Origin of the sequence: Dyadobacter sp., from assembly GCF_039919315.1 — a bacterium.
Classification (GTDB): domain Bacteria; phylum Bacteroidota; class Bacteroidia; order Cytophagales; family Spirosomataceae; genus Dyadobacter.
Genome location: NZ_JBDSFX010000085.1, coordinates 1 through 13,336, shown reverse-complemented (window position 1 = coordinate 13,336; position 13,336 = coordinate 1). Strand labels below are relative to the sequence as shown.

Sequence of the window (13,336 nt, the reverse complement as noted above, 5' to 3'; positions counted from 1 at the left end):
CTTATCAAAAAATAGAAAAACGTCAGGTTTGCGCCTGACGTTTTTTTATTGCTGATGAAGTAAGTCTTATTATTCAGAATTAACCATTGTCTGCAAATTCCGGGTACAGCGTCATTCCGCCGTCAATGTAAAGTGTTTCTCCATTTACATAGTCGGAATCGTCCGACGAGAGCCAGGCTACTGCTTTGGCAACATCCTCAGGAGTTCCGATGCGTTTGTATGGGATCAGCTGTAACAGACCTTTATATTTGTCGGGATCAGACCAAACTTCCTTGTTAATAGGCGTTTTGATCGCTCCGGGACTCACCGAATTGACGCGGATTTTGTGTGGTGCGAGTTCCTGGGAAATGGATTTCATAAACATCATGATACCGCCTTTACTCGCTGCATAATTAACATGCCCTGCCCAGGGAATGACATCGTGCACAGAACTCATTAAGATAATTTTTCCAATGGAAAGTTCGCTATGGTTCACCTCCTGCGCATTCTCCTGTTGTTTGACAAATTGCCTTGCAGCTTCCCGGCAACACAAAAATTGTCCAGTCAGGTTAACGTCAATGACCTTTTGCCATTGTTCCAGAGTCATTTCCAAAAATGATGAATCCTTTTGCAAACCTGCATTGCTAACCAGCACATCGACTTTTCCGTACCTACTAACAGCCTCTGCAAAAAGCGCTTTAACATCATCTTCGCGACTCACATCTGCCTTAACAAGAATTGCAGATCCTCCGTTGGACACGATTTCGTCCAGCACCTGCATTCCTTCGTGGGCATTGGAGTTGTAGTTAATTACCACTTTTGCTCCGTGATTCGCAAAATGAACCGCACAGGCTTTGCCTATTCCAGAACTCGATCCGGTCACGATAACTACCTGATCTTTGAATTTCAGATCGGGACCTATCATATGATTTCTTTTTCTATGGACTTTAATTTTTTCCAGACTCTGCGGTTGACATTTTTTACCGCCCAGTTTTTAGCAATCAAAATTGCTTTGGAAACAGCCTCGCGTGGAGAGATGTTATTTCTTCTTAAAAGATCTTGTGCAATAGCAACCGCTTTTTCGCGGGTAGTAGGGGATAAATACATCAACTCTGGTAATGCGATCCTTGTGTCCATATTTGAAGTGAATTTTAGTAACAGGTTTTTTAAATTGATGATTTGTGTAATTCTTTTCAATAAAAATCAATGCCAGTCATTGTGTGTGTTTTTTTGTCATGATAACGAAAGTGTGCTCCCCAATTTTGCAGCAAGGCGTGTAAAAAAAATCCCCATCTGGTTAAAGACGGGGATTTTTTAGTTGAAGCCTTATTTAACTTCTTCGAAATTGACATCCGTCACATCGTCGGTAGCACCGGTGCTGTCGGTAGCACCCGCATTACCAGGGTTTCCGGCAGGTTCGCCCGGCTGGCCCGGCTGTCCTTCGGCACCCTGAGCGTACATTTCTTGCGAAGCCGCCTGCCATGCACCATTCAGTTTTTCCATTGCTGTATCGATACCCGCTACATCCTGAGTTTGATGAGCAGTTCTCAATTCCGCCAATGCACCTTCGATGGCCGATTTATTTCCAGCTGAAAGTTTGTCTCCAAATTCTTTCAATTGTTTATCAGTCGAGAATATCAGACTGTCGGCAGCATTGATCTTTTCAATTTTCTCGCGCTCTGCTTTATCAGAAGCTTCATTCGCTTTCGCTTCTTCACGCATACGAGTGATCTCGGCGTCGGTCAAACCGCTTGAAGCTTCGATCCTGATTTTTTGCTCCTTGTTAGTTCCTTTGTCTTTCGCAGAAACGTGCAGGATACCATTTGCATCCACATCAAATGTTACTTCGATTTGTGGCGTACCGCGTTGTGCTGGTGGAATATCCGACAAGTGGAAACGTCCCAATGTACGGTTTTGAGTAGCCATAGGACGTTCTCCCTGCAAAACGTGGATCTCAACAGAAGGCTGATTGTCAGCAGCAGTTGAGAATGTCTCGGTTTTTTTCGAAGGAATGGTTGTGTTCGCTTCGATCAGTTTGGTGAAAACACCACCCAACGTTTCGATACCCAATGACAATGGAATAACATCCAATAAAAGAACGTCTTTCACTTCGCCTGTCAAAACACCACCCTGGATAGCTGCACCAACTGCAACTGCTTCGTCAGGATTGACGTTTTTAGAAGGTTTTTTGCCAAAGAACTTTTCAACTTCTTCCTGAACTCTTGGAATACGGGTTGAGCCACCTACGAGGATCACTTCATTGATATCGCTGTTGGTATAACCTGCATTTTTCATCGCTCTCTTGCAAGGTTCCATCATTCTCAGGAACAAAGAATCTGCCAGTTGCTCAAATTTCGCACGGGTCAGAGTCCGAACAAGGTGCTTTGGAATACCATCTACCGGGAATATATAAGGTAGGTTAATTTCAGTTTGCGCAGAGCTGGATAGTTCTACTTTTGCTTTTTCAGCTGCTTCTTTCAGACGTTGCAAAGCCATAGCATCCCTTCTCAGGTCAACAGCTTCGTCTTTCTGGAATTCGTCAGCAAGCCAGTTAATGATCACCTGGTCGAAGTCATCACCACCAAGGTGCGTATCACCGTCCGTCGATTTTACTTCAAATACGCCTTCACCCAATTCAAGGATAGATACGTCGAAAGTACCACCACCCAAGTCAAACACAGCGATTTTCATATCGATATGCTGCTTGTCAAGACCGTATGCAAGCGCTGCCGCAGTAGGCTCATTGATAATACGTTTCACATCCAAACCTGCGATCTGCCCCGCTTCTTTTGTAGCCTGACGTTCCGCATCGTTGAAATAAGCAGGAACAGTAATCACTGCTTCTGTTACTTCCTGGCCCAGATAATCTTCCGCAGTTTGTCTCATTTTCTGTAAAATGAAAGCAGAAACCTCCTGTGGCGTATATAACCTGTCACCGATGGGGATACGAGGGGTGTTATTAGGTCCTTTTTCGACGGTATATGCAACAGTTTTTTGCTCACTGCTTACATCGTCATATTTTTTACCCATAAATCTCTTTATGGAGCTGATAGTATGCTTGGGATTAGTGATCGCCTGACGTTTGGCCGGTGCTCCTATTTTACGTTCACCGTTGTCCATGAACGCAACTACAGAAGGAGTTGTGCGGGCACCTTCGCTGTTTGCAATTACAACCGGCTCATTGCCCTCCATGACAGCCACGCAGGAGTTCGTTGTTCCTAAGTCTATGCCAATAATTTTTCCCATTGTTCTATATTAAAGTTAAGTATAATTTGATGCTGTTTCTTTGACGGAACCGATCTTCATATCGGCCGTCCAGAGTTTTTGTTAAAAACCCCGTACCAGAATCTTTGAGATAAAATGAGAGTGACAAAGTGTCAGGCCGGGAACCGGCCTGACTAGGAGTAGGGGATTAGCTGATCATCTGACCCATCAACGGATCACTTTGGCTGGTCTTACCGGTTTCAACGTGACCCGCATAACGCATGATCATGTCGGGTTCGCCTTCGATTTCTACGGAGAAATCGTACCAGTTGAAGCTTTTATCTAAAATAAGAGAAATGACCTTTCCTTTGATTGCTCCCTGGGAGTTCCGGGGAATCGTTACGAATTGACTTTCAGTGCCATATACGTTATCTTTTACGGTAACGGTACAGTCTTTTGACGAGCTGCTATTCCCGATATCAAGCAAAATATTGCCCGTCGGCTTTTTGTTTTTATCCAGCTCATACCTGGGCGTTACCTCCACGTAGGAATTGTTTTTATTTCCCGAGAATTCCCTGAAAAAACCGTTTGGACCATATACCCGCAAATGGTACCGCCCGTTCTCAAAATCGGCCAGATCCCATGAAGCATCAAGCGAATCACCAGCCTTGACTGCATAATTCCACACTTTGACAGCCTCATTTTTATACTTGCCAGGCGCATAAATGACAAATGGAGAACCGGCAGCTTTGTCGCGAAGTATGTCATTTCCGGCTTTCAGTTTAATTTGAAATGCATTTTTGGCAGAGTTGTAAGAGCCATTAACATGCAGTTCGTAAGGTAGAGCGCAAGCTGCACGGGTACCTTTTTCCTGTTTCGGCATGACGGGTGAAAGCAATGGGTTTTTATTGACACTATTGATTTCTTCCGGAGTCAATGCTTTATATCCATTCGGGAGTTTTTTGAAACGTGCATTATAAATGCTCTCCATGAATTCATCTCTCGCTACAAAAGTCGGCAAGGGGATCTGCTGGCCGTCGTATGGCGTAAAGGTGGAGGTAAGATCACCACAAATCGTCCGTCTCCATTCACTGATATTGGTTTCCTTAATCGCCTTTCCGGATTTGTGGCTCGCGAATTTTTCCAGAAACTGCAATATAGAAGTATGGTCAAATACCTCTGAACATACATTACCACCACGATTCCATGGTGAGGCGATCAGGAGGGGCACCCTGTAACCCAGGCCAATGGGACTTTCCCGACTTTCCTTTTTAGGCTTTTTGGTCATATCCTGTTCCAGCGTCACGAATTCGGTCTTGCAATCAATCCCCTCAGAAACTGCGCCTGTGTCAGCTTTATATGGATTAGGAACAGAAAACGGTGGAACGTGGTCAAAGTAACCGTCATTTTCGTCATAGCAAAGAATGAAGATTGTCTTTTTCCAAACCTCGGGATCGGAAGTGAGAATATCCATTACTTCCGACACATACCACGCACCATACCAGGGTGAAGTAGGGTGGTCGGAGAAGTTTTCAGGTGCTACCAGCCAGGATACTGTCGGTAGGGTACCACCTTTAACATCCGCCCGGAACTGATGCAGGATATCTCCCTGCGGAGCCTTAGCTTCATGTTCAATGTCGCCATCCTGGTATTTTACCGTTGTGATCTCCCTGTAATCCGGGTCTTTTTTATTGGTAGTAAATGCCTTTTGATGCAGATTTTTGCTCCGCGCCGAGAGCTTTTCGTAATTCTCAGGACTCCACCGTACGAGCTCTTCTTTGGCAAGTTGCAGCAATGCTTGTTTTTCCTTAATTATTTTTTCCAGTGCGGCGGCCTCTTTTCCAGGAGAAACTGTTTTCAGCCTGGTCTGAGCCTGCTCAATTTCTGCCGGTAGGGCGCCTTTTCTTTCCGCTAGATATTTTTGATACCCCGTGTAAAAACGAATGTTGTACTGGGTAAACCATTCAATCGGGTTATCTGTAAAATTCGAAAGCCATGAATCCTCTTCTCCCTCAAAACCGGTGGAAATACTCAGCTCATTCTGGTAAATGCGCCAGGATACATGATTATCTTCCAGCCGCTCCGGGAATGTGGTCCAGGAAGCCTCTGCATTGTCACTGACATTTTCATTTCGGACATTCGCGTAATGTTTTGGATCCGGGTTCTCACGCACTGTACCCGTCCAGAGATAAAGGCGGTTGGGCGTAGTACCAGTTAAGGACGAGCAGAAATTCTGGTCACAAACTGTAAAGGCATCGGCGAGCGCATAGTAAAATGGAATGTCTTCACGATTATAAAATCCCTGGGTAAGGGGCATTCTGGCATGTTCCTTATTCCCGGATTGCTTGGCGATGAGCCATTGATCATATTTGCCGTCATTTCTCGCATCTACCTGATTAGTCCAGGAATGGGGCAATGAACCCATCCAGGTAGCCTTGGATTCCTTCATATTCAATCGGAAAGGCAAGTACGTCTCCCCAAATGCATTGGTTTGCAGCCATACAAGGTTTTTATTCGGTAAATTGATCGCCCTGGGATCATTGAATCCTCGAACACCGCGCAATGAGCCATAACAATGGTCAAATGATCGGTTTTCCTGCATCAGGATCACTACATGCTCGGCGTCGAGATACGTGCTTCCTTGTTTTGGATCAATTGCAAGCGCTTTTTGAATGGATTCAGGAAGTGCGCTGAACAATCCGGTTGCGCCGGTGAGCATAGTGGCTTTCCTGATAAATTCTCTTCTGGATTCCATGAGATGAAAAGTAAGTGGCTTTACGGTAATACATTTTTTTCCACAAATGTACTATCCCGCCAGGCGCAGGGTTTTATCCTTATATGATGTTTTGTATTATTTCTTGCCAAACAGGCCGCCCAGCATTCCGCCAAGATCAAGGCCGCCTGACGATCCCTGGCCGGATTGCGGAGCCGAAGATCCTCCTCCCATCAAACTTCCGCCCATTTTGATCAGGTCGTGCATGTCCAGTTTTCCGTCTGCCATGGCATAGCCGATCTGGTTGAAATCAAAGCCGGAGCTTTGAGCAGGTGCCTGTGCTGAGCTGCCTTTCGTCAAGCTTCCGATTATATCATTGAAATCAATGCTGGAATCGCCTGGATTGCTCACCTTGCTGATCAGCCCTCCGAGCACGCCGGGAAGTACCGAGCTCACAATGCCTCCGGCTGTCTGACTGTTCATACCGAATTTTTCCATGATAGCGCCGATTGCTTTACTGGCAATGGAGGCCACAATAGGGTTATTCATGAGAGATGAAGATGATGTTCCGCTGTTACCTGATAACAGGCCCATTAAGCCTCCCAGGTTACCAGCTTGTGCGTGTTCCTGCAAGCCACCGGTAATGGATCCCAGGAGGGTATGCATTACTTCTTCGTTGTGTTCGTTGGGGACTGCGGGATTTTGGACGATGGCCTGTTGTGAGTTTTCCTGAACGAGGCCTAGAAGTTGTTCTAACATGCTTATTTGGTTATGAGGTACGTTTGTGATTATGACCTGCAATATCCAAATTTATGCAAAAAAAAATCCCGCCGGAGAGGCGGGATGCTGTTTTATTTAACCTGATCAACGATTGCTTTGAATGCATCCGGATGGTTCATCGCGAGGTCAGCGAGAACCTTCCTGTTTAGCTCTATGCCTTTTGCACTAAGTTTGCCGATGAAAGCTGAGTAAGATAATCCGTGGATACGTGCCCCGGCGTTGATACGCTGGATCCATAGCGCGCGGAAATTACGCTTTTTCTGCTTGCGGCCTTTGTATGCGTAAGCCAAACCGCGCTCTACTGCGTTCTTGGCAACTGTCCATACATTCTTGCGACGGCCGAAATAGCCTTTCGCTAATTTTAAAACTTTTTTACGTCTTGCACGTGACGCTACGTGATTTACTGAACGTGGCATAATTTAACTGTTTTTGATGGTCGGCGCTCTCTTGAGTCTTGAAAAGCCTTCTATCGGGTTGAACAAAAAACCAGAATTTGGTATTTAATTTTTAATGGCTTTGGATTATTTTCCAAGCATTGCCATTACCTGCTTGTGGTTAGACTCATCGATCAGACCAGTTTTAACCAAACCACGCTTGCGTTTGTTTGATTTTTTGGTCAGGATGTGACTGTGGAAAGCGTGTTTGCGCTTAATTTTTCCAGTGCCGGTCAGCGAGAAACGCTTTTTAGCCCCTGAAACGGTTTTCATTTTAGGCATGATTCAAAAAAATAATAATTGATAAAAAATAAAACAGCCCGCAAAATTAGTCAAAAGGTTTATAAAATGAAAATCGTGTCCCGACTTACAGTCAAAAACACGATTTCTATATCTAATGAAGACTATGCTTCAGGAACTATTTACTTTTTGCAGGTGCCGGAGCGAGAATGATCGTCATTCTTTTACCTTCCAGTTTCGGTTCCATTTCCAGCTTGCCATATTCCGAAAGTGCTTCCGAGAATTTTTTCAAAAGGTTAACCCCTCTTTCCTTAAACACAATGGTACGGCCAACGAAATGGACGTAAGCTTTTACTTTTGAACCTTCTTTCAAGAAATTGATCGCATGCTTCAATTTGAAATCGAAGTCATGGTCATCCGTGTTCGGGCCGAAACGGATCTCTTTAATAACCACTTTCATCGCCTTCGCCTTGATCTCTTTCTGTTTCTTCTTCTGCTCGTATTTGAACTTCGAATAGTCCACCACCTTGCATACAGGAGGGACCGCCGTCGGTGCAATTTCAACAAGATCAAGGCTTTGCGCCTTCGCAAGTGCTCGGGCAGTAATGATATCAACTATTCCCGGTTCAATGTTTTCTCCAACCAGGCGTACTTCTTTTGCTGTAATTCGTTCGTTTATTTTATAAGGTTCTTCGGGAACTCTTAACCGTCCACTAGGGGGTCTTAATGCCATATAATTTGGTTTGGTGTTATTTTAGGTTTTTAGGTGAAATCGAAATCGTTAACACTCCGGTCACAAAAATAGTGCCTTAGTGCGGGAATAATAACAAAAAGTTAGAAAATCGTCAAATAATGGCAGCTTCTTTTTTGAAAAAGCCGATAAATTCTTCTATTGTCATGCTTCCAAGGTCGCCTTCCCCTTTTCTGCGGACTGACAATTTTCCTTCTGCCATTTCTTTTTCACCTACAATCAGCATAAAAGGTACTTTGGTAACTTCCGCATCACGGATTTTCCGTCCGATCTTCTCGTCCCTGTGATCTACAAATCCGCGAATGTCGTGGTCTTGCAATTGGAAGAATACATCTTCTGCGTAATCTGCAAATTTCTCAGATATCGGTAAAATTGCGATCTGGTCAGGTGAAAGCCACAATGGGAACTGTCCGGCAGTGTTTTCGATCAGGATCGCTATAAATCTTTCCATGGATCCAAATGGCGCCCGGTGGATCATAACCGGCTGGTGTTTCTGATTATCGGAACCTGTATATTCCAGGCCAAAACGTTTTGGCATCTGGTAATCAACCTGAATGGTACCCAGCTGCCACTTTCTGCCCAATGCATCGCGCACCATGAAATCAAGTTTCGGGCCGTAGAATGCCGCTTCGCCCAGTTCGGTAACTGTGCTTAATCCACGTTCCTGCGCAGCTTCAATGATCGCACTTTCTGCTCGTTCCCAGTCCTCGTCCTTACCAATGTATTTTACTTTATCATTAGGATCTCGCAAAGAAATTTGTGCGCTATAATCCTCAAAACCAAGCGATTTGAAAACGTAAAGTACCAGGTCAATTACCCTCACAAACTCTTCTTTAACCTGATCAGGCCGACAGAAAATGTGTGCATCGTCCTGCGTAAAGCCGCGTACACGGGTCAAGCCGTGCAATTCACCGCTTTGTTCGTAACGATAAACGGTACCGAACTCGGAAAAGCGCAATGGCAGATCCTTGTAGGAGCGGGGAGAGGTTTTATAAATTTCGCAGTGATGCGGGCAGTTCATGGGTTTCAACAGATACTCTTCGCCCGCATTAGGTGTTTTGATAGGCTGAAAAGAATCTTTTCCGTACTTATCCCAGTGGCCAGAAGTAACGTAAAGCTCCTTGCTCCCAATGTTAGGCGTGATCACAGGCAGGTAACCAGCTCTGGATTGCGCCTTGCTAAGGAACGCCTGAAGTCTTTCGCGAAGCATCGCACCTTTAGGCAACCATAATGGCAGACCCTGACCAACTTTTTCAGAAAAAGCAAACAATTCAAGTTCCTTGCCCAAACGACGGTGATCCCGTTTTTTCGCTTCTTCCATCAACGTCACGTACTCTTCCAGCTCTTTTTGCTTCGGAAAGGTAATCCCGTAAATGCGGGTAAGCATCTTGTTTTCCTGCTTATTACGCCAGTATGCGCCGCCAATGTTGGTCAGCTTCACGGCTTTGATAAAACTGGTATTGGGGATATGCGGCCCACGGCATAAGTCGGTAAAGCCACCTTGTTGGTACAAGGTAATGGAGCCATCTTCCAGTCCATCGATGAGTTCCAGCTTGTATTCGTCGCCTTTGGTTGTAAACAATTCCAGAGCGTCGGCTTTGCTGATCGGTTTGCGGATATATTCATTTTTCTGACGCGCCAATTCAAGCATTTTAGCCTCTATCTTCGGAAAATCATCCTGGGACAATGTTTTATCGCCCAAGTCGACGTCATAGTAAAAACCCTTTTCAATAGAAGGCCCCGTACCGAATTTTACACCCGGATAAAGCGCTTCCAATGCTTCCGCCAATAAGTGGGCAGAAGAGTGCCAGAATGTTGATTTACCGTCTTCGTCATTCCACGTCAGTAATTTCACCAGAGAGTCCTGTGTGATCTCGCGCGTAGGATCCCAAATTTCACTATTCACTTTGGCGGCTATCACATTACGTGCAAGCCCTTCACTGATACTGAGTGCGATATCGAGTGCAGTTACTCCTTTCGGATAATAACGTTCACTACCATCGGGCAGGGTAATTTTTACTTGAGACTCGTCTTTCATTCAAAAATTTATTCTTGTGACTATGGTTCAAATCTTCTGCGGAGGGCCGCAGATTGCAAATCTATTCAATTTTAGCTTTTCGTGATGAATCTACGCGGATATTTGTCGTACCGCGTGGCTTTATCACATTTATTTTCACCCTCGATGTATCCAGTAACTTGTAAGTGGAACCAGCAGTTTCCTCGGGATAAAAATTAGAATAGGTACCCTCGTTTTCACGGAGCCGGATCCTGTACAGCCCATATCGCGCGTCCTGATCACCGGGACTTATTGTTAAAGCCGTCGTATAATACTCCCTTGCCCTGGCATAATCACCGGTTTTTTCATAACTAAAACCCAGCATATTATTGATCTCTTTCGACTTGGGTTTTAGTTTTAATAACTGCTCCAACGCCGGGAATGCCTTATAGAATTCTTTAAGGTGAATACCAAGTGCAGCAACCTGCATCAATGCTTCTTCATAATTGCTTTTCAAAGATGCAGCTTTCTGGTAATTGATCAGGGCAGTGTCTGGTTTAGCAAGCAGGTTAAAAATTTCTCCTCTTTCGAAGTACAAATTGGCCTCATTCGGAAATCGGCTGATCGCTTTTTCGTTGACCACCAACGCCTGATCTACATTGTTCAGCTTTCTTAATATGATAATGCTTTGTTCGTAGGCGCGAAGCAATCTCGGATTCACATTAATAGCATAATTGAAACTCGACAAACTAGCCAGCGAATCGCCTTGCCTGGCCTGCAGCATTCCCTTGACATAATAAGCAGATCCGTCATAAGGAGCCATTTTCATAGCCTGGTTCAAATAGCCAGCTGCTTCTCCGAACCGGTTTTTTGCTTGCAGAATGTCAGCAAGTAAAATGTAAAGTTCAGGACTGCTTTGTTGTAGTACCTCGGCCCTTTGCGCGTCTTCCAGGGCGTTGTCGATTTTACCGAGCTCACGGTTGATCTTACCACGCAGCAAAAAGTATTCGCTCACATTATCCTGTTCGTAAATCGATTCATTGATGTCGTCGAGCGCCTCGGAGTATTGTTCACGGTCGAAGTAAATACGTGCCCTTTTGAAATAGTTGACATCGGAATCAACGCCGCGGTTGATCAGGTCCGTCAGTGAAAGCAATGCGTCATTTTGCCATTCCGTCCTTGATTTTTTGATAACCGGGGGAATGCGCGTAGCATTTCTGGCGTCGCTCTGACAGGACTGAATGCATCCCGCGAAAGCGAAAAGTAGTAATAATGATATGTAATGAATGTAACCTGACCTCATGTAATGTGAATGAGCAAAAACAAAAATTAAATGCCGCTCATGACAATACAAAATTGAGCATTCTTCATGTATTTTAAATACTTTGATCAGAAAATCGGGAAAAAACGCCGAGCGGGAGGTTTTTACCAAATGAATCAGGAATATATAATTCTCCAAATTCATGGTTGATCTGTGTTCCAAAATGCGCCTTGATCAGGTTTTCTACGATCAAGGCCGAAAATCCGAGTGAGTACAGGTTAATGATGAAGAAGAAATTCTCCTTTTTCAATAATAAAGCGCATAGCTTCAAAATCTCGTTCAGACTTTCTTCCAGTAACCATTTTTCACCGTCAGGTCCGCGACCATAGGCAGGTGGATCGAGGATAATGCCATTGTACTGATTTCCCCGACGAACTTCCCGCTGGACAAATTTCAATGCATCCTCTACCACCCAGCGAATGTTATCCAATCCGCTCAGTTCCATATTTTCTCTCGACCAGCTGATCACCTGTTTCACTGAATCCACGTGCGTAACATCCGCGCCGGACGCTTTGGCCGCTAGCGACGCAATGCCGGTGTAGGCAAAAAGATTCAGCACAGAAGGCTTGCTTTCCGGAATCTGTTTTAGTTTTTTCGAAATATAGTCCCAGTTGGTCGCCTGCTCAGGAAATACGCCTACGTGCTTGAATGAGGAAAGAGCCAGTTTGCTCCTTAAATGCAGCGAATTGGTACGGTACTGAAAAGTCCATTTGTCAGGCATTCCGGGTTTGGAGACCCATTGTCCTTTTTCCTGGGAATTTTTATCTCTCTTAAAAACAGCATTAGACTGCTTTTCCCATTCTTGCTCAGAAAGTGATTTGTCCCAGATCGCCTGAGGCTCAGGGCGGGAAAGTATATACGGACCAAAACGTTCCAGCTTTTCAAAGCCACCAGTATCGATCAATTGGTAATCAGTATGTTGTTCGGGGGTAAGTAGGATCATTTTGGGGCGTTGGCCAATAGCTAGTAAGTAATCTTATTCAAATAAAACACATTCCGTCGCCCCCTCGTCTGCGGGTCGCCGGCTGCGTTGGTGATGCGTTGTTCGCCCCAGGCCAGGTAAAAGTTTCCATACCAGTAGTCAATGTCGTCGGTGCTGGTTTTTCGTACTTTGTCTCCTTCGACATTCGTTTCGTTCGGGATCACGCGGTCGCTGTCGACTACCTGGTTGCCTTTGATGATCTTACTTCGGATCGCACCGTTATGGCTGTAAACAAGTTTGGAATTGCCATTTGAAAATGTCTGCACTTTGATTTTTTCGCGTAGGTCCATACTCTTCACATTATCAAAGCTGATGCTGTTGTCCCAAAGCAGTTTTCCGTTCTGGTCCACATCCGCGATAACGGCGTGGGTATAGGTAAAGCCGTCGAAAATTTGCTGGTTATAGCCCCGGCCGCCATACATTGGGTTCCAGAGATAGGGATTATAGAGTCCCATTCCAAACGGATAGCCGATCATGCTGCCATAACCGAGCCCGCCCATCATATTGGGGTTCTGGTACCGGTATTCAGGATAAAAAACCTCTGCTACCAACAGGAAATTATTGTTTTTCGGGACAATGTCATGGACTAGCAAACGGTAGTTCAGTTTCAGATCATCGCCGCTTTCTTTCTTCTTCCGAATGCGTTTTTCGATTTTTTCCTGCTGCCGTTCATTCATGAAATTGAAGAAATTCTTGAAATCAGTGAAGCTGTGATAGCTCGTAAAAACAAGTTCTTTATCTATAAATTTGCTGATATACAGGCCTTGGGACGCGGCGTTATTGGTGCTCTGCATGTTTCGGTATCCGTAGGTACCTATCACGATCCTGACAGAATCATTGAGTACCTGCAGTCTTCCGCTCAGGAGCGAATAGTCTTCCTCCGGATCCACGGCTACCTGGGTGTAGAGCTCGCCGGTTTCTTCATACGACCGTGCC

General features: G+C 45.0%; 11 protein-coding genes and 1 pseudogene. All 12 read right to left on the bottom strand.

What is annotated here, in order from left to right; translation table 11 throughout:
* Nucleotides 1–79 precede the first annotated feature (79 nt).
* The gene (locus ABIO93_RS23350) at nucleotides 80–904 is read right to left on the bottom strand and encodes an SDR family oxidoreductase (RefSeq protein ID WP_348072200.1); all 825 of its coding nucleotides are present in this window, start codon (nucleotides 902–904) and stop codon (nucleotides 80–82) included.
* The gene (locus tag ABIO93_RS23345; protein WP_348072198.1) at nucleotides 901–1,176 is read right to left on the bottom strand and encodes a hypothetical protein; all 276 of its coding nucleotides are present in this window, start codon (nucleotides 1,174–1,176) and stop codon (nucleotides 901–903) included. The genes ABIO93_RS23350 and ABIO93_RS23345 overlap by 4 nt, the downstream gene beginning before the upstream one ends.
* Before the next feature lie 129 nt (nucleotides 1,177–1,305).
* The gene (dnaK, locus tag ABIO93_RS23340; RefSeq protein WP_348072196.1) at nucleotides 1,306–3,225 is read right to left on the bottom strand and encodes a molecular chaperone DnaK; all 1,920 of its coding nucleotides are present in this window, start codon (nucleotides 3,223–3,225) and stop codon (nucleotides 1,306–1,308) included.
* 166 nt (nucleotides 3,226–3,391) lie between these two features.
* Nucleotides 3,392–5,938, bottom strand: coding sequence for a phospholipase C, phosphocholine-specific (locus ABIO93_RS23335; protein WP_348072194.1), 2,547 nt, complete (start codon nucleotides 5,936–5,938; stop codon nucleotides 3,392–3,394).
* 96 nt (nucleotides 5,939–6,034) lie between these two features.
* Complete coding sequence (locus tag ABIO93_RS23330) at nucleotides 6,035–6,655, bottom strand: hypothetical protein (RefSeq protein WP_348072192.1); 621 nt, start codon at nucleotides 6,653–6,655, stop codon at nucleotides 6,035–6,037.
* A 92-nt stretch (nucleotides 6,656–6,747) separates the two neighbouring features.
* Entirely contained in the window at nucleotides 6,748–7,092 is a 345-nt protein-coding gene (gene rplT / locus ABIO93_RS23325) for a 50S ribosomal protein L20 (protein WP_244819797.1), read from the bottom strand.
* A 105-nt stretch (nucleotides 7,093–7,197) separates the two neighbouring features.
* Nucleotides 7,198–7,392 carry a 50S ribosomal protein L35 gene (rpmI, locus tag ABIO93_RS23320; RefSeq protein WP_244819796.1) on the bottom strand — a complete coding sequence of 65 codons (195 nt, stop codon included), beginning with the start codon at nucleotides 7,390–7,392 and terminating at the stop codon, nucleotides 7,198–7,200.
* Nucleotides 7,393–7,528: 136 nt separating this feature from the next.
* Nucleotides 7,529–8,083 carry a translation initiation factor IF-3 gene (infC, locus tag ABIO93_RS23315; protein ID WP_348072189.1) on the bottom strand — a complete coding sequence of 185 codons (555 nt, stop codon included), beginning with the start codon at nucleotides 8,081–8,083 and terminating at the stop codon, nucleotides 7,529–7,531.
* Nucleotides 8,084–8,195: 112 nt separating this feature from the next.
* Entirely contained in the window at nucleotides 8,196–10,139 is a 1,944-nt protein-coding gene (gene thrS, locus ABIO93_RS23310) for a threonine--tRNA ligase (RefSeq protein WP_348072187.1), read from the bottom strand.
* 61 nt (nucleotides 10,140–10,200) lie between these two features.
* The gene (locus tag ABIO93_RS23305; RefSeq protein WP_348072185.1) at nucleotides 10,201–11,400 is read right to left on the bottom strand and encodes a tetratricopeptide repeat protein; all 1,200 of its coding nucleotides are present in this window, start codon (nucleotides 11,398–11,400) and stop codon (nucleotides 10,201–10,203) included.
* 73 nt (nucleotides 11,401–11,473) lie between these two features.
* On the bottom strand, nucleotides 11,474–12,361 hold the full coding sequence (locus ABIO93_RS23300; RefSeq protein WP_348072183.1) for a class I SAM-dependent methyltransferase: 888 nt from the start codon (nucleotides 12,359–12,361) through the stop codon (nucleotides 11,474–11,476).
* Between the two features lie 20 nt (nucleotides 12,362–12,381).
* A pseudogene (locus ABIO93_RS23295) lies at nucleotides 12,382–13,336 on the bottom strand (hypothetical protein); the annotation flags it as partial.